Genomic DNA, 16,288 nt, shown 5'->3' with positions numbered 1-16,288 from the left:
AAGTGAGTATGTCGATACTAAAAAAAGAGCAGCTGATTTCGGAGTTAACCAGCTATATCAATAATGGATACCTGACGCTTGATTCTTTTGATGACCCTCGGGATGAGGCTGCAACAGCGTTATGTGAGTTACGTTCTATTGATAGTTCTGCATGTGAATTCTTTTGTAAAAAAATTCTCTTGTCTGTAGATGTTGGGGATCCTTATTTGGATGGTTTTTGTCTTGGACGTCTTTTTGATCTGAACAAAGAGTACGCTCTCGATTATGTAACTTCTCATGTGATGGAGATGTCTGCTCCTGTACTCGGAGCTGCGATGGATGGATTGGCTCAATACAGTAAAACATCATTTAGGTTGAATTTCACAGAAGATTTAGTTGCAAAGATATATGCGCGTTATGATGATGTGGCAAAAAACCATTTTTCCCAGGAAGTAATGGCATCATCATATCGTCTTTTTGTTATATCATTTACCAGAAAAAGTGATTAGTATTGATATATCAAATTAAGTGAGTTATGTCGATAATTTGACGATGCGATATACACAAAATACATGCTGCTTGTAAATCAATAGGGTTCTGGTCGGGTAGCAAGAAATAATTTTTCGTGAGTATATATGTGGGGGTGTAAATTATATAAAAATAATCAATGTTGTTATTTTTTTTGCAGATGAAATTATTTTTCATCAAGAGATTATTATTCCGCTTGGCTGTGGAGGTGATATATAGATAAATATAATTTTATAGGGTAGAGGAAGAATTTAGTATATGTTTAAATCAAATGTGTCTGGGGGTGTTAATGGCATAATTACCTGTCAATTTGATAATGAAATGTGTGTTTTTGTATATTTTGTGGAGCAGGCTTTGACATTCATCGTTATGGTTAGTTTTCCCGCAAAGTAGCAGTAACAATCTTGCTAATTAAATGATGATATCATGACTTTAATTAAAGATTTTGTAATATCAGACGCTAATCTTCCAGAGCAAGTTTTTCATAAGAAATTTATAAAGTATTTCTTTTTTGATAACGACATCTGTACCTCAGAGGATTTAATTAATTGCACTTGGGCAATCATCAACCAATCCTTTGGTTGCGATTCAGTTGCGGATGTTTTTTCCAGTACTGATTTTGCATATTTAGGGGAACTCTATGCAGATGAGAACTGGATTTCTAAGTTAAAAGACATGACCACTGGATTGAACAACGCTGGTGACTATGGTGCTCTGACAATTATAGAGAAAAATAAACGCTGGGCACTTTTTCAAAAAACACCAGTTGATAAAGGCGTTTTGGGGATCAATAGTAATGTAAGCTTAGAACCGATAAAAAACATAATTTATGATAATTTTGTTGATTGTGATGTTTTATCTAAATGGCTTGAGCAGAAGACCTCTCAGGATGTTGAAATGGTTCGGAGTATTGGAAAAAAATACTTGATGAGGCTTATGATAAATTATAGTTGATAATTAAATGGGTGTTTGCTGGTAAATAAATTATTTGATTTTTGTTAAATATGAAGAACCACCTGGAAATGATTTTAGAAAAGAATGATCAATCCGTAGGTTTAATAAAGAAATTCAGCCTTACCATAAATCGGATGAGGGGGGAACGGATTATTGATGGAAATCAGCTAATAGCACAGTGCGCAGGTTGTGGCCGCAAAACAATAACTGAGCCTGGAAATTATGAGATTTGCCCTGTGTAAATGGGAATATGATTCCGTCCAGTCATCGGATCCCGGCTTTGCAGGCGGAGCGAATACATTATCTTTTGCGGAGGCTCAACGGCTTTTCTCTCTCAGGTCTCGCCAGGCTGTTACTGAATCCTCGTACAAACGGTAAACACACGCCGCAAAACAGTGTTAATTAACACCCGTTCACCTGTTTTCACCTCCTCCCGCATTCTCTTGACAGATATCAATCCCTCCTTTGCGATGGCGCTGTTGAATACCAGAGCAAAGTTTTTGCCCGGTATGCGGTTCGCACCGCTCTTCGATAATTAAAACAATCTGGTTATGGTCATGGAAAATGCTGTTCCGCAGCTTCAGTCAGTACATTCAGATCGCGTTCGTCGTCTAATTCAGCGCTGGCGCAACGATCCCGAAGCCACCTATCAGACGTGGTTTTTATGGGAGCAGAGGTTGAAAAACTTTCGCTCGATCCGCAGCGGTATTGTGGTCGTGGTGGATGAAATTGAGCAGGAAAAATTTGGCGTTGCTTACCGCGGTTCCTCGCTGGAGACAATTGTTCACTCCATTGCCGAGCAGAAACAGATCTTCAAAGGTGCCGATCACGCTTTTCTGTGGAAACCAAAGCTGCGCATTCCGGATATTTATGAAAACAGCGCCAATCAGAAGGCCTTTGCCCGGCTTCTGCATCATTGCGCCTGTGCGACGTGCGCGGACGATATTGTGGGACATATCAATGCTATCGATGCGTTGAAAATTAAAGGGCTCGGCCCGGCGGTCGCGAATCTGCTCTATTTTCTTCACCCCACGCACATTCCCCCGTTTAACACCGCCATTGTAAATGGCTATAACGCCCTTACCGGCGCGAAAGTTAAGCTCGGCAGTTGGCCGCATTTTCTCGCCATGCGCCAGGGGATCCTGAATTTGAACGCACAGTACCGCGAATTACTGTCAAACGATTTGGGCGCTATTGGCGGGCTGCTTTTTGATATCGGTTCGGGTCGCTATCCTGCGCCGCCGCTGGAAAATTCCGCCGCTGCCGACGCAGACTGGAATACGTATCTGGAGGCGGCTCGCCCGCCGGCGGCGCAAAATAAAGCGCAAATCCAGGACGGGGAGAATGAACGCACGCACACGGAAATCCAGGCCTGGCTGCGTGATATTGGCAAAGCGCTCGGTTACGACGTATGGATTGCCGCCAACGACCGCAGTCGTCTGCATCAGGGCGTGGCGCTATCGCACGGCTGTCTGAAAGCACTGCCGGAACATATCCTGTCGGTAAACGGTTCTGAAGCGACGCGTCTGATCGATGTCCTGTGGCTGAAACCAGAAGGTGCGCAGGTGGTGGCGGCATTCGAAGTTGAGCATTCAACCTCCATCTACTCCGGGATCTGCCGGATGCTGGATCTGGCGCTCAACGGCAATGATTTGTCCGCCTCAACCGAGCTTTTTCTGGTGGCGCCGGACAGCCGCGAAAATGATGTCAGAAGCCAGCTACAGCGCCCGGCCTTTAGCCGCATCACCGATCTCAATATGGCCTGGTTGCCCTACAGCGAGCTGGAAAAGCACCGCGACGCCATTATGCGTTTTGGCTCGGATCTGAAAGCCATTAAAGAGATTTCCCACGCCCTGTTGTAGCGCTGGCGGATAAAGAGATGCGCTAAACGCTGTGTTGACGGTGAAAAATGCCCGGGGCCGAAGCGTCAGGTTTCGGACCCGGCACAACGTGCCGTCACGGCGGCTACAAATCAATCACCAAATCCCGCGAGTGGCTGCGTGAACAACATAGCGCGATATGCTGCGTGGCGGCGGTTTTCTCCGCTGCCGATTGTACCGTATCGCGGTGATCGACCACGCCATCAAGCACCGGCGTCAGACAGGCACCGCAAATCCCCATCTCACACGAAAGCGGCACTGCCACGCCATTATCCTGCAGCACCTGCGCAATGCTTTTGTTTGCCGGAACGGGCCATTTTTCTCCGCTGGAGGCCAGCGTAATGGTAAAAGTCTCTTCCTGTTGCGACGCCGCAACGGGCGCGGCAGGCGCAAATGCCTCGCTGTGGATCTGCGCTTCCGCCCAGCCTTTTGCCGCCGCAACGTCTCTTACCGCTGCCATAAAACCCGCCGGGCCGCAGGTATAAATGCGCTCTCCGTCGCCGGGGGCGGGAATCGTTGCCGCCAGCGTCTGCCGCGGGCTTTTGCCTTCTGAGGAGCAGTGAATAAGACAAACCCCGTGCTTCAGCGAGCGGGAGAGTTCGCGTGCAAATGCTGCTTCTTCTCGCCGTTTCACGAAATAGTGCAGCGTAAACGGCGCGCCTGTCGCCTCCCGTTGCAGCAGCATCGCATAGAGTGGCGTAATGCCAATTCCGGCGGCCAGCAGCAGCACCGGGCCGTCATCGCGTAGCGCAAACAGGTTGCGTGGCGCTGAGATTGTCAGCGTCTGGCCTGGGCGTAACGTCTGATGGATATAGCGCGAGCCGCCGCGAGATGCGCTCTCCTGCGCCACGCAGATCAAGTAGCTTTCCGTCGTGCTTTCTCCGGTCAGCGAATACTGGCGGATCAGGCCGCAGGGCAGATGCACATCAATGTGCGCGCCGGGCTGCCAGCCGGGAAGCGGTTCGCCATTGGCGGAGACCAACCGCACGGCAAGATTTTTATCGCCCTGACGCCACAAGCCATCAACCACCACATTCAGCACGTCATTCATCGCGCACCTCACACCAGAAAGAACTCGCCAAAACCCATTTTTTTCAGGCCACGGCGATAGGCAATCGAACTTCTGTCCGCCGGAATATGGGCTTCCAGCGTCAGATCCAGCGGCAGCCTTTCCGGCCGTTGTGTCTCTACCATCAGGCGATCTTCTTCAAACACGCGCAGGTTGAACGCGTGCACCTCTTCGATCGGGATATGCAGATCGAAATTGCGCGCGATCGGCGCAAACATGCGGGTAACGCGCGAGGAGACCGGCGATGCGGCATTCATGATCACCAGCCGTGCCTCGCCGGGAAAATGGATCGTCAGCGTGGCGGTAAACGGCAGGTGCATCTCGAAATGGCGCAGCCACTGAAAACCTTCCGGCGCGCGATAGTCAGAACTTGCCGGATAATTGCCGACCGAACTCCAGTAATCAGCAATAAAGCCAAACTCGGTCTCCTGCGGGCTGTAATCCGGGACGAACTGGTTATTGGCATCGGCGAAGGTGTCTGTGTGGATCCACGCAAAATGGGCGACATCGAGAAAGCCTTCCACCTGGCGGCCTGCAAATCCGTTCACCTCAAAGGCCGGGCAGTTGATCTGCTGAAAACCCTCGTCATCCCAGTGCGGCATCGTCGGGAGCGGTTGCGGGTTTTCCGCGTCAAACGCCAGGCAGGTCCAGATCAGGCCGAAACGCTCTTCAACCGCAAACGTTACCAGGTTGAGTTTTGCCGGTACCGGCTGATCGGGGCTGGAAGGAATGCGGTTACAGCGGCCATCTTCACCGAAACGTAGCCCGTGGTAGGGGCAGACGATGCCCTCTTCATCGTGGAAACCGAGCGTCAGCGGCACGCCGCGGTGCGGGCAGACATCGCGGGCGACCACCACCTGGCCCTTCACGCGATAAATCACCAGTTGTTCATCAAGCAGCGTGGCTTTCACCGGCGCTGCGCCAATATCGCAGGCGCGGGCGACGGGATGCCAGCATTTTGCCAGACGTAACCAGTCCTCCGGCTCGAAGGTGCAATGGGCAGGTGGGGTGGGGAGTGCTGTTTTCATGGTCATCATAGGCTCACATAAAAGCAATTGTTTAATTGTTGTAAGTTTATTGTTGTCATATTAGGGTGTTCACATCCATCGCCATTAATTCACTATTGCGTTGCAAAAATGTGTACAGGTGCAGCATGAGTCCATTTTCCCGTTTCGCCCTCTATTTCGCTGAAGTTGCCCGCAGTGGCAGCCTGCGCCGCGCCGCAGAAAAACTGCATATCTCCGCATCGGCGATTAACCGGCAGATTTTGCAGGCGGAGGAGGAGTTTGGTACGCCGCTGTTTGAGCGGTTGCCGGAAGGTTTACGCATGACCACTGCCGGCGAGTTGCTGTATGACAATTTGCTGCGCTGGCAAAAAGAGTTTCAGCTTACGCGGCAAAAATTTGATGAGTTGCAAGGGCTGAAGCGCGGCTCGGTCAGTGTGGGAATGGTGCAGGCGCTGGCGGAGGGGAGCTTTGCCAGCGCGCTGGCCGACATTATCACCGGGCAACCATGGCTGGAGCTGGAACTCAAGGTCGCAGATAGCCACACTGTCAGCCAGAAAGTGCGGCAGGCCGATCTCGACTTCGGTTTGATCCTCGACCCGGAAGGGCAATCAGGGCTCAATGTGCTGGCCTTCGCCGAGCTGGAGATGGGCGTGGTGATGCGTACGGATCACGAAATGGCAACTGCTCAAGCGTTATCGCTGGGTGAGCTGAGCGAGGCGCGGCATATTCTGCCCGGCGCGCCGCTCATTGTGCATGAACGTGTCGGCATGCTTTATCGCCACTACGATCTCGCCCCGTCGAATACCATCAATTGTAATGACATCCGGCTGATTAAATCGCTGGTGCTGAAGGGGAGTGGCGTCACGGTGCTGAGCCTGCTGGATGTGCTGGACGAAGTGAAAAACGGGCAACTGGCGTTTGTGCCGCTGCGCAACAAACTGCTGCGCCCGCTGACACTGGCGCTCTGTACCGCGCCATCGCGCCAGCTTTCCCGCCCGGCGCAAATGGCGATCCAGAAACTGACCCAGGTGCTGGAAGCGATGCAGAGCGTTGGCGCATCAGCCTAACGGCCCGCCCTGAATGGTATCGCACAGGCCATTGATAATGCGCTCGCCGGTCTCCTCTTTCAGTTCCTGATACCACGCCTGCGTCAGCGCCATATCTTTGCCGTGAGTGATATCGCAGCGTTTGCGCGCCTTGAGTACCAGATCGCGCACCCGGTCGCAGCGTAGTGCTTCATACTGACGCAGCACGTTTTCGATGTCGCTCTGCTCGCGGAAAAGGTTTCCCAGCACCACTGCGTCTTCCATCGCCGCGCAGCCGCCCTGGCCGATATCCGGCGTGGTGCTGTGTCCGGCATCGCCCAGCAGCGCCACTTTACCGCGCACCAGCGTGTCGAACGGTTCAATATCATGGATCTCGATACGGTTCGTGGTTTGCGGATCCAGCGCGGCAATCAGCCGTTGCACCGGCGGCGCCCAGCCGCTGAAGTAGCGCGTCAGATCGTCGCGCAGCGTGCTGCGATCTTCGGCCAGCCCGGCGGGCAGCGGCACGTCAAAGAAAAAGTAGAAGCGTCCATCGGAGACGGGCATCAGCGACACCCGTTTACCTTCGCCCACGAAGGTTGTCCACTGCTCGGCAGGCGCAATGGCTTCATCGATTTTCACCAGGCCATTCCAGTTAACATAACCGGCATAGCGACGCTCCGGCGTATAGCCCAGCACATACGGGCGCAGCGCCGAATGGCTGCCGTCGGCGGCAATCAGAAAATCACCGTGGGCGCAGGTGCCATCGCTGAACCACGCGGTCACGCCGTCGGCATGCTCCTCCACTTCGTTGACCCGTTTACCAAACTGCACCCGGTCGCGTCCCCAGTGATTGAGCATTTCGCGCTGCAGCTCCGCCCGCGAAACCGGGCACGGGCGTCCACCCACCCGCTCAACCAGTGGCGCGAGGCTAAACTGCGTCATCGTTTCGCCATTGCGGTAATCCTTATAGGCCATAAAGCGCATCGGGCCGCCATAGGTCTCCATCATCTCGCCCATGCCCAGATGGTTCATGCACTTCACGCCGTTGGGCCAGATGGAGATCGCCGCGCCGACCGGCTTGATCTCTTTCACCGCTTCGAATACCTGACACGCAATACCTGCGTTCTGTAACGCCACAGCCGCACTCAGGCCGCCGATACCTGCGCCAATCACCAATGCTTTCATTCTGTTCTCCTTTTACATGCGTGTAACAGATGGAGCAATTTGCGTACCAGAATGACGACGGGCGCTGGCGCGAGAGAAAACGGGCATGGCGAGGTTGTGTTGCACTTTTGTAGTGCGTATTTGTATTAACGTTGCCTTTTTGTGAATCAAAAATTTCCAAATTTAGTGCAAGGAATCTAAAGTTTCACGGCGCTGGCGCGGGAGGAGCGACTCTGGCCTGCTTTGTGCATCAGGGCGTTGACGCGAATTGACAACAGGATGGAACGTCATGTCTGATGAAAAGAACAGCAACTTATTGTACGGGCTGGAGCAGCGGATCCCGCCGCTTCCGGCTTTCTTCAGCGCTTTACAGCACGTACTGGCCGGGTTAGTGGGCATCATTACGCCACCGCTGATTATCGGTGCGACGCTGGGGCTGGGCGAGTGGATGCCGTGGTTGATTAGCATGTCGCTGCTGGCCTCCGGGATTGGCACCTTTTTACAGTCCAACCGCGTGTGGGGCGTTGGCGCAGGTATGATCTGCATGCAGGGCACCAGCTTTGCCTTTCTCGGTGTCGCCATTGCGGGCGGGATGTGGGTGAAAGGGCAGGGCGGCACGGCGCAGGATGTGATGGCGATGCTGTTTGGCGTCAATTTCGTGGCCGCGCTGGTGCCGATTATCGTCAGCCGCTTTATTGAGCCGCTGAAGCGCATTTTTACGCCGATCATCACCGGCAGCGTGATTGCCCTGATCGGCATCAGCCTGATTAAAGTCAGCGTGAATAACTGGTGTGGCGGCGTACAGGCGAAAGATTTTGGCAGTATGAGCAACATCGGCCTTGGCGCAGGCACGCTGGCGGTGATTGTGTTACTGAGCTGTGCGAAAAACCGCTGGCTGCGTCTCTCTTCCGTAGTGGTCGGCATCGCCCTGGGTTGCATCGCCGCAGCCCTCGTCGGTAAGTTTCACTTCAGCGGTCTCGGTGATACCTGGTTCCGTTTACCGGCGCTGTTCCCGTTTGGGTTCCAGTTTAATAGCGCCATCTTTCTGCCTGTGGCGCTGGTGTCGCTGGTGTGCATCCTGGAGGCGGTCGGCGATCTCACCGCCAATTGCCTGATCTCGCATCAGCCCATCGATAACAGCGCGTTTCGTTCCCGGCTGAAGGGCGGCATTCTTGCTGACGGCATCAGTTGCATGATTGCGGCGATGCTGGGCGCCTTTCCCAATACCACCTTTGCGCAAAACAATGGCGTTATCCAGATGACAGGCGTCGCCAGCCGCTTTGTTGGCCGCTATATTGGCGTGATCCTTATCCTGCTGGGGGTGTTCCCGCCGTTTGGCGAGATATTACGCCAGATCCCATTGCCGGTGCTGGGCGGTGCGACGATGGTGATGTTTGGCTGCGTGGTGGCGGCCGGGATCCGCATCATTACCCAGAATCCGTTAACCCGCCGCGATATGCTGATTGTCGGGCTAGCGTTTGGTTTTGGTATGGGCGTCGAAGCGGTACCCGCTTTTCTCGCCCATTTCCCGCCAATTATCGGTAATCTGTTTGGCTCGGCGGCGACCTGCGGCGGCTTAGTGGCGATTGTCCTGAACCTGATTATTCCGGAAGAAAAAACGGCCATCGCCGCTGACGTAAGGAGCAAAGATGATCGCGCTGAATCACTTTAATCAGCTACCGGGCGATGAGGCTGCGGCACTGTTGCAGCCGTGCGTGGCGATCCCCGGCTGGACGGCAGCGCTGGTGGCCGCGCGTCCGTTTGCCTCGCTCGCGGAACTTCAGCAAACCGCGAGTGACATCGCCGGAGCCTGGGGCCGCGCCGAGCTGGAGCAGGCGCTCAGCGCACACCCGCGCATTGGCGAAAAGCCTGCGGGGGCGCAGGCGCATGCCGCGTTATCGCGCCAGGAACAGTCGGCGGTGGACAATCGCGACGCGCAACTGGCGGCGGCGCTGCGCGAGGGGAATGCGCGCTATGAAGCGCGTTTTGGCCGCGTTTTTTTGATCCGCGCCAAAGGCCGTAGCGGAGAAGAGATTCTGCACGCGCTGGAACAGCGGCTGACCAACAGCGATGCCGAAGAGATCGCGGCGGCGCTGGAGCAATTACGGGAAATCACCTTATTACGACTGGCAGGAGCGATTGGCGAATGAACAGCCTCAGTACCCATATTCTGGATATTTCCAGCGGTAAGCCCGCGCAGGGGGTGACGGTTAATCTGTTACTCGACGAGCAGACGGTGGCGAGCGGCGTCACTGATGCGAACGGGCGAATCGGTGCGCTTTCCTCTTCATTGATACCGGGACATTACCGGCTGGTGGCGCAAACGGGAGAATGGTTTGCACAGCGCGGCGTGGCGACACTGTTTCCCTGCGCGCAAATTGACTTTGTGATTACGCAAACGGCAGAGGAGCATTTCCATCTGCCGTTCTTAATTGCTCCCGGCGGCTGGTCAACTTACCGCGGCAGTTGACCATGCGCACTGACCGTTAATCCACGTCTCGCTGATATTGCGCTCGTCGCCGAGGGTCATCAGCACAAACAGTTGCTCGTAGATGTCCTTGCAGCGCGTGTTGCGCAGGCGCTGCAAGGGCGTCACCGCCGGGTCAATGACCACAAAATCGGCCTCTTTGCCTGGCGCAAAATTACCAATTTTATCGTCCAGACGCAGGGCATGCGCGCCGCCAAGTGTGGCGTGGTAAAACGCTTCACTGGCGCGCAGGCGATAGCTTTGCAACTGGCCCACCTTGTAGGCTTCACCCAGCGTGCGCAGCATGCTGAAGGTGGTGCCTGCACCTACATCGGTGCCGATGCCCATGCGCACTTTGTTCTGCCAGCAGGCGGGTAGGCGAAACAGTCCGCTGCCGAGGAACAGGTTCGAAGTAGGGCAAAACGCCACCGCCGAACCGGTATCGTGCAGGCACTGCCACTCTTCATCATGCAGGTGAATGCCGTGGGCAAACACGCTGCGCTCGCCGGTCAGTTGATAGTGGTGGTAAACATCAAGGTAACGTTGATGTTCCGGCCAGAGATCGTTGACCCACGCCACTTCATTCGGGTTTTCGCTTAAATGTGTCTGCAGCCAGGTCTGCGGAAACTCTTCGCGTAAACGGCGTACCGCCTCAAGCAGCTCCGGCGAGGAGGTGGGCGCAAAGCGCGGCGTAATGGCATAACCCAGCCGCCCCTGATGCTGCCAGCGCTGGATCAGCTCGCGCGTTTGCTGGTAGCTCTGCTCAGCGGTTTCGCTGAGATATTCCGGCGTATGGCGATCCATCATCACCTTACCGGCGATCAGCCGCATATTCAGGCGCAGCGCTTCGCTAAACAGCGCGTTGACAGATTCCGGGTGCAGCGTGCAAAACACCAGCGCGGTGGTGGTGCCGTGGCTCAGTAACTGGCTGATAAAGAATTCGGCAATCTCTGTGGCGTAGGCTTCATCAGCAAACTGGCTTTCAACCGGAAAGGTGTACGTTGTCAGCCACTCCAGCAGTTGTTCACCAAATGCGCCAATCATTTCGGTTTGCGGATAGTGCACATGGGCATCAATAAAACCGGGGAGCAGCAGTTTGCCGCGCCGGTCGGTGTAGCCTTTATGCGCATCCAGATATTGCTCGCCCTCCTGCCAGCTCATTCGCGCCTGAATCTTGCCGTCGCGAATAAATAGCAGACCATCTTCAATGAAACGTGCGTGGTGGGCGATATCGTCGGCGTTGTCGCAGACTTCTGCAATGTCAAACAGCGCGCCGCGGACCGCGGCATGATAATCAATCATCGTTCCTGCCCTGATCGTTTCCATTGTGGGTGAAGTGTTAAAGCAAAATGAGTGCCAGCCGCGACGAGAAACGCCGCGGCCTGAGGTGAAGGGTTACTCTTTTTGTGCCGCGACGTTGGTATTGAAATGCGATGTCGTGACAACAGCGCGCTCTTCGCGGGCCAGCCAGCGATAGGTGATGCCGCCCAGCAGGACGCCGATAAACCAGCTAAAGTTGGCGACTTCGTGCAGCGCCGGAATAAAGCTGATGATCAACCCGACGGCCACTGACGGCACCAGCGCGCCAATCGCTTTCGGGTTAAAGCCATTGCGATACCAGTATTTGCCTTTTGGCGTGTCATCAAACAGGTCATCAACAAACACCTGCCCGCGTTTGATCAGATAGAAATCCGCAATCAGAATGCCGAACAGCGGGCCGATAAAGGCACCCAGCACGTCGAGGGTGTAGTGGATCAGTTCCGGCGAGTTAAACAGGTTCCACGGCGTCAGCAGAATCGAGCCGACAGCGGCGATCATGCCACCGGTACGGAAGCTGATTTTCTGCGGCGAGCAGTTGGAGAAGTCAAACGCTGGCGAAACAAAGTTAGCAACAATGTTGATGCCGATGGTGGCGGTGATCATGGTCAGCAGGCCAATCGCCACCGCCAGATCGTTGCCGACGCGGCTGACGGTTTCAATCGGATCGGTGATCATGCGGCCAAACAGCGACTGGGTGCCAGAGACAATCACCACGGTCACGATCGAGAACAGCAGGAAGTTGAACGGTAAGCCCCAGCGGTTGCCACGACGAATTTCGCCCATGCTTTTGCCATAACGCGAGAAATCACCAAAGTTGAGCAGTGGCCCGGAAAAATAGGAAACCACCAGCGCAGTCGCAGTGATCATCTGCCAAGTTTGCTCACCGGCGCTGAGTGATTTGCTGGCGAGGGTAAACGAGATACCGTCGAAACCGGTCTTGTATACAATCCAGCCCGCCAGCGCCAGCATCACCACATACACGGCCGGACCGGCAATATCGATAAAGCGCTTGATCGCGCTCATCCCGTGCCAGAACACCATTGCCTGCAGAATCCACATCGTGGCGAAGCACAGCCAGCCCAGGTGCGACAGGCCGAACAGCGACCCCTGCGTTAAAGAAGAGAGCGACGGCCAGAATTTCAGCAGCACCAGCATTAGGGCATTCGCTGCCAGATAGGTCTGAATGCCGTACCAGGCGAAGGCGATAAGACCACGAATTACCGCCGGAATGTTGGCGCCGAAGACGCCAAATGCCTGGCGGCAGATAACGGCATAGGGCACGCCTGCCATCTGGCTCGGTTTCGCGACCAGGTTAGCGCAGAGCTGCACAATGCAAATGCCCACCAGCAGGCAGAGCAGCACCTGCCAGCTTGCCAGCCCGAGCGTAAAGAAACTCGCGGCGACGACGTAGCCGCCCATACTGTGTACATCCGACATCCAGAACGAAAAGATGTTGTACCAGCTCCAGTTCTGATCGCGCGTCGGCGCCAGATCCTCATTGCAAAGCCGTGGGCTGTATACCGCTCCGGAATCAGCGGCCTTAACCTGATGAGTGTTTTGTGTATTTGGCATGAAACCTGCTCCTGTCAATAAAAGCCCGTGAAAAGGGAGTGCTGATGTTGTTGCAGGATTCAGGCCAAAATGATTAATCTTGTATCCAATAATTTAATTTCATGTATACGATCCGATATCGAAAAGTAAAAAAGCGGAGTGGTTAATGAGTAATGAAAACAGTCTGCACGCCGCAACGGCCTTGCAGGACAAGGATGAAACCATCTACCAGTCGCTGATGACCGCGATTGTCGAACATCAATTACTCCCGGGGAGCAAATTACCGGAAGAGGCGCTGGCGGAGGTGTTTGGCGTCAGCCGCACCGGGATCAGAAAAGTGCTGCAACGACTCAATGCTGTGCAAATGGTCACCTTAACGCCCAAACGTGGTGCACACGTCGCCAGCCCAACGGTAGAAGAGGCGCAGGCGATCTTCCGTACCCGCACGCTGCTGGAAGTGGCCAACCTGCCTGACGTGCTGGCGCATTGCCAGCCGCCACATCTGGCGGCGCTGGAAGCGATTATCCGCCAGGAGCAGCAGGCGCACGAAGCCTATGACGGCCCGGCGGCCATTCGCTACTCCGCTGAGTTCCACATTCAGCTTCAGGCTATTTCCGGCAACCCGGTGTTGACCGAGATGGTCACCGGCCTGAGCCAGCGCTCTTCGCTGGTGATCGCCGCCTGGGGATCGCCGTGGCGCCAGGGGTGTCGTTGTAACGATCATGAACAACTGGTTGATTTACTGCGTAAAAAGGATCTACAGGCGCTAAGCGCGGCGCTGACGCACCATTTTGGACATATCGTCGACAGCCTCTGTTTCGAGCGGGCTGGCGTTTGTCTGCCGGATTTCGCCCGGCTGTTTGCCAGTCACAAGGAGGCATAATGTCTGCCGTTTGTATACAAGTTATCAACCCGAACACCAGCCTGGCGATGACCGAAACCATTGGCGCAGCGGCAAGAGCGGTGGCAGCACCTGGCACCGAAATTGTGGCGGTGTGCCCGCGCGAAGGCGTGCCGTCGATCGAAGGGCATTTTGATGAAGCGATAGCCGCCATCGGTGTGCTTGAACAGGTGAAAGCCGGGCGTCAGCAGGGCGTGGATGGCCACGTGATCGCCTGCTTTGGCGATCCGGGATTGCTGGCGGCGCGCGAGCTGGCACAGGGGCCGGTGGTCGGCATCGCCGAAGCCGCAATGCACATGGCGACGCTGGTGGCGACCCGTTTTTCCATCGTCACCACCTTGCCGCGCACGCTGATTATCGCCCGTCATCTGTTGCAGCAGTATGGTTTTCAGGAACACTGCGCGGCGCTGCACGCCATCGATTTACCGGTGCTGGCGCTGGAGGACGGCAGTGGTCTGGCGCAGGAAAAAGTGCGCGCGCGCTGTATTCAGGCGTTAAAAGAAGATGGCTGTGGCGCGATTGTGCTCGGCTGCGGCGGAATGGCGCAGCTTGCGCAGGAGTTGACGCGTGAACTGCATGTGCCGGTGATCGATGGCGTCAGCGCGGCGGTAAAAATGGTGGAGTCGCTGGTGGCGCTGGGCTTATCGACCAGCAAGCGGGGCGATTTGGCTTTTCCGGAAAATAAAGTGTTGAGCGGTAAATTTCAGGCATTAATGCCTTAGCGAGTGGAGGGAGAATGGCACTTTTCGACGATAACTATCCGCGCGATTTGCGTGGTTACGCAGGGAAACCCCCGCACGCGCAGTGGCCGCAGCAGGCGCGCATCGCCGTGCAGTTTGTACTGAATTTTGAAGAGGGCGCAGAGAACCATGTGCTGCATGGCGATGCCGGATCGGAGCAATTTCTCTCCGATATTATTGGCGCGGCCAGCTATCCGGATCGGCATATGTCGATGGATTCACTGTATGAATATGGCAGCCGCGCCGGGTTCTGGCGCATCCATCAGGAGTTCAGCAAACGCGGGTTGCCGCTGACGGTGTTTGGCGTGGCGATGGCGCTGGCGCGTCAGCCGGAGATCGTTGCGGCCATTAAAGCGGCGAATTATGACGTGGTTAGCCACGGCTGGCGCTGGATCCACTATCAGAATATGGATATCAATGAAGAGCGTGAACACCTGCAAAAAGCGGTGCAGGTGCTGCGCGAGCTGTTTGGTAAAGCGCCCACTGGCTGGTACACCGGGCGCGACAGCCCCAATACCCGACAGCTGGTGGTCGAGCATGGCGGGTTCGATTACGACAGCGATTACTATGGCGACGATCTTCCGTTCTGGAGCGAAGTTACTTGTCGCGACGGCACGCGCAAACCTCACCTGATTGTGCCGTACACGCTGGATGCCAACGATATGCGCTTTGCTACCGCTCAGGGTTTTAATACCGCCGAGCAATTTTACACCTATCTGAAAGACAGCTTTGATGTGCTCTACGCCGAGGGTGAAAGTGCGCCGAAGATGATGTCCATCGGCATGCACTGCCGCCTGTTGGGGCGTCCTGGCCGTTTTCGCGCGCTGCAACGCTTTCTTGATTATCTCCAGCAGCACGATCGCGTCTGGGTCTGTACCCGCCAGCAAATTGCCGATCACTGGCGGCAGGTTCATCCCTACGCACAATAAAAAACGCCCGGAAAATCCGGGCGTTTTTACTGACGCTGCGGCAAGAAAAGAGATTTCTTATGCCGCCGTATTTCGCACTAAGATGGGGTTCTATCAAACGCCAATCAGGCTTTCTAATGGGATACCAAATTGGGTGTGAAGGCGGCGAATCATCGGTAGCGTGAGGCTACGTGTACCGTTAAGAATTTCGTATACACGATTGGACTTGCCGATAGCAGGCTCCAGATCTTTCACGCTCAGCCCCAGTTGCTCCATACGAAATTTAATGGCCTCAATGGGTGAGGGGGGATCAATGGGGTAATGTTTCTTTTCGTACTCTTCAATCAGTAAGCACATCACTTCGAAATAATCACCTTCCGGCGTGTCCAGTTCCGGTTCATTGTCGAACATTGGCTCAACCGCCCGGAGAGCGGCTTCATAGTCCTCTTCAGTTCTGATCGGTTTAATGTTCATTTTTACTCCAGTTCAACGGTTTCGGCGTCGATAGTGTCGTAGTGGCTATGCGTCCCAATAAACTTCACGAATACCCATCCGCGCTGGTAAGCAATCGCCACAATTAATCGATAGTGATTTCCCTTAATGTTGAACACCACTCGCCTCTCTTTCAAAATGCTGGCGCTGCGGTATTGTCCTTTTATCTCTACCGGGGTTTTCCAATCTGCTTTGGTTACTTCATCGACCCAGGCTTTTAGCGGTTGCTCAGCGTCGGGATTCTCCGCCCAGAAGTCCCTTAATGTTTTCACGGAGATGATCTTCATGCGGACAGGATAG

General features: G+C 54.7%; 18 protein-coding genes. 11 read left to right on the top strand and 7 right to left on the bottom strand.

Annotated features, from left to right (window positions below; translation table 11 throughout):
* The first annotated feature begins 8 nt into the window (after positions 1-8).
* The 4 genes from CWM66_RS03700 to CWM66_RS03685 all read left to right on the top strand — a co-directional run bounded on the left by CWM66_RS03700 (position 9) and on the right by CWM66_RS03685 (position 3,323).
* Positions 9-488, top strand: coding sequence for a hypothetical protein (locus CWM66_RS03700; RefSeq protein ID WP_007374272.1), 480 nt, complete (start codon positions 9-11; stop codon positions 486-488).
* 445 nt (positions 489-933) lie between these two features.
* Positions 934-1,461, top strand: coding sequence for a hypothetical protein (locus CWM66_RS03695; RefSeq protein ID WP_007374273.1), 528 nt, complete (start codon positions 934-936; stop codon positions 1,459-1,461).
* Positions 1,462-1,683: 222 nt separating this feature from the next.
* On the top strand, positions 1,684-1,839 hold the full coding sequence (locus tag CWM66_RS29480) for a CPCC family cysteine-rich protein (protein WP_227135767.1): 156 nt from the start codon (positions 1,684-1,686) through the stop codon (positions 1,837-1,839).
* A 179-nt stretch (positions 1,840-2,018) separates the two neighbouring features.
* Positions 2,019-3,323 (top strand): type II restriction endonuclease, encoded by a 1,305-nt coding sequence (locus CWM66_RS03685; protein WP_107146249.1) that lies wholly within the window; start codon positions 2,019-2,021, stop codon positions 3,321-3,323.
* Between the two features lie 103 nt (positions 3,324-3,426).
* Here the strand turns inward: CWM66_RS03685 and CWM66_RS03680 are convergent, their stop codons facing one another.
* Entirely contained in the window at positions 3,427-4,392 is a 966-nt protein-coding gene (locus CWM66_RS03680; protein ID WP_107146248.1) for a PDR/VanB family oxidoreductase, read from the bottom strand.
* Between the two features lie 8 nt (positions 4,393-4,400).
* Complete coding sequence (gene hpxD / locus CWM66_RS03675; RefSeq protein ID WP_007374276.1) at positions 4,401-5,438, bottom strand: molybdenum cofactor-independent xanthine hydroxylase subunit HpxD; 1,038 nt, start codon at positions 5,436-5,438, stop codon at positions 4,401-4,403.
* 125 nt (positions 5,439-5,563) lie between these two features.
* On the opposite strand from hpxD, the gene hpxR reads away from it, so the two are divergent.
* Positions 5,564-6,484 carry a LysR family hpxDE operon transcriptional regulator HpxR gene (gene hpxR / locus CWM66_RS03670; RefSeq protein WP_007374277.1) on the top strand — a complete coding sequence of 307 codons (921 nt, stop codon included), beginning with the start codon at positions 5,564-5,566 and terminating at the stop codon, positions 6,482-6,484.
* Here the strand turns inward: hpxR and hpxO are convergent.
* Complete coding sequence (gene hpxO / locus CWM66_RS03665; protein WP_007374278.1) at positions 6,476-7,630, bottom strand: FAD-dependent urate hydroxylase HpxO; 1,155 nt, start codon at positions 7,628-7,630, stop codon at positions 6,476-6,478. The genes hpxR and hpxO overlap by 9 nt on opposite strands.
* Positions 7,631-7,898: 268 nt before the next feature.
* Here hpxO and CWM66_RS03660 point away from each other — a divergent pair, with 268 nt between their 5' ends.
* The 3 genes from CWM66_RS03660 to uraH are packed head-to-tail and all read left to right on the top strand — an operon-like array spanning position 7,899 to position 10,079.
* On the top strand, positions 7,899-9,281 hold the full coding sequence (locus CWM66_RS03660) for a nucleobase:cation symporter-2 family protein (protein ID WP_007374280.1): 1,383 nt from the start codon (positions 7,899-7,901) through the stop codon (positions 9,279-9,281).
* On the top strand, positions 9,259-9,759 hold the full coding sequence (gene uraD / locus CWM66_RS03655; RefSeq protein WP_035886241.1) for a 2-oxo-4-hydroxy-4-carboxy-5-ureidoimidazoline decarboxylase: 501 nt from the start codon (positions 9,259-9,261) through the stop codon (positions 9,757-9,759). Before CWM66_RS03660 ends, uraD begins: the two co-directional genes overlap by 23 nt.
* Entirely contained in the window at positions 9,756-10,079 is a 324-nt protein-coding gene (gene uraH, locus CWM66_RS03650) for a hydroxyisourate hydrolase (RefSeq protein ID WP_107146247.1), read from the top strand. The genes uraD and uraH overlap by 4 nt, the downstream gene beginning before the upstream one ends.
* Here the strand turns inward: uraH and guaD are convergent.
* On the bottom strand, positions 10,059-11,378 hold the full coding sequence (gene guaD / locus CWM66_RS03645; RefSeq protein WP_007374283.1) for a guanine deaminase: 1,320 nt from the start codon (positions 11,376-11,378) through the stop codon (positions 10,059-10,061). The two genes, uraH and guaD, sit on opposite strands and share 21 nt — an antisense overlap.
* Positions 11,379-11,471: 93 nt before the next feature.
* Positions 11,472-12,968: an NCS1 family nucleobase:cation symporter-1 gene (locus tag CWM66_RS03640; RefSeq protein WP_007374284.1), complete on the bottom strand. Its 1,497-nt coding sequence runs from the start codon at positions 12,966-12,968 to the stop codon at positions 11,472-11,474.
* Between the two features lie 145 nt (positions 12,969-13,113).
* Here CWM66_RS03640 and CWM66_RS03635 point away from each other — a divergent pair, with 145 nt between their 5' ends.
* From CWM66_RS03635 to puuE, 3 genes are read left to right on the top strand one after another with little or no spacing between them, the layout of a single operon-like run.
* The gene (locus CWM66_RS03635; protein ID WP_079518144.1) at positions 13,114-13,830 is read left to right on the top strand and encodes a GntR family transcriptional regulator; all 717 of its coding nucleotides are present in this window, start codon (positions 13,114-13,116) and stop codon (positions 13,828-13,830) included.
* Positions 13,830-14,570, top strand: a complete 741-nt coding sequence (gene hpxA, locus CWM66_RS03630; protein ID WP_072441423.1) for an allantoin racemase — start codon at positions 13,830-13,832, stop codon at positions 14,568-14,570. The genes CWM66_RS03635 and hpxA overlap by 1 nt, the downstream gene beginning before the upstream one ends.
* 14 nt (positions 14,571-14,584) lie before the next feature.
* Positions 14,585-15,517 carry an allantoinase PuuE gene (gene puuE / locus CWM66_RS03625; RefSeq protein WP_007374287.1) on the top strand — a complete coding sequence of 311 codons (933 nt, stop codon included), beginning with the start codon at positions 14,585-14,587 and terminating at the stop codon, positions 15,515-15,517.
* 93 nt (positions 15,518-15,610) lie between these two features.
* Here puuE and CWM66_RS03620 read toward each other — a convergent pair whose 3' ends face one another.
* Entirely contained in the window at positions 15,611-15,970 is a 360-nt protein-coding gene (locus CWM66_RS03620) for a type II toxin-antitoxin system HigA family antitoxin (RefSeq protein WP_007374288.1), read from the bottom strand.
* A gap of 2 nt (positions 15,971-15,972) precedes the next feature.
* Positions 15,973-16,275 (bottom strand): type II toxin-antitoxin system HigB family toxin, encoded by a 303-nt coding sequence (locus tag CWM66_RS03615; RefSeq protein ID WP_071920601.1) that lies wholly within the window; start codon positions 16,273-16,275, stop codon positions 15,973-15,975.
* Positions 16,276-16,288 lie beyond the last annotated feature (13 nt).

Origin of the sequence: Kosakonia sp. H7A (assembly GCF_003028445.1) — a bacterium.
Lineage (GTDB): Bacteria > Pseudomonadota > Gammaproteobacteria > Enterobacterales > Enterobacteriaceae > Kosakonia > Kosakonia radicincitans.
This window is presented reverse-complemented; position numbering and strand designations above follow the sequence as displayed.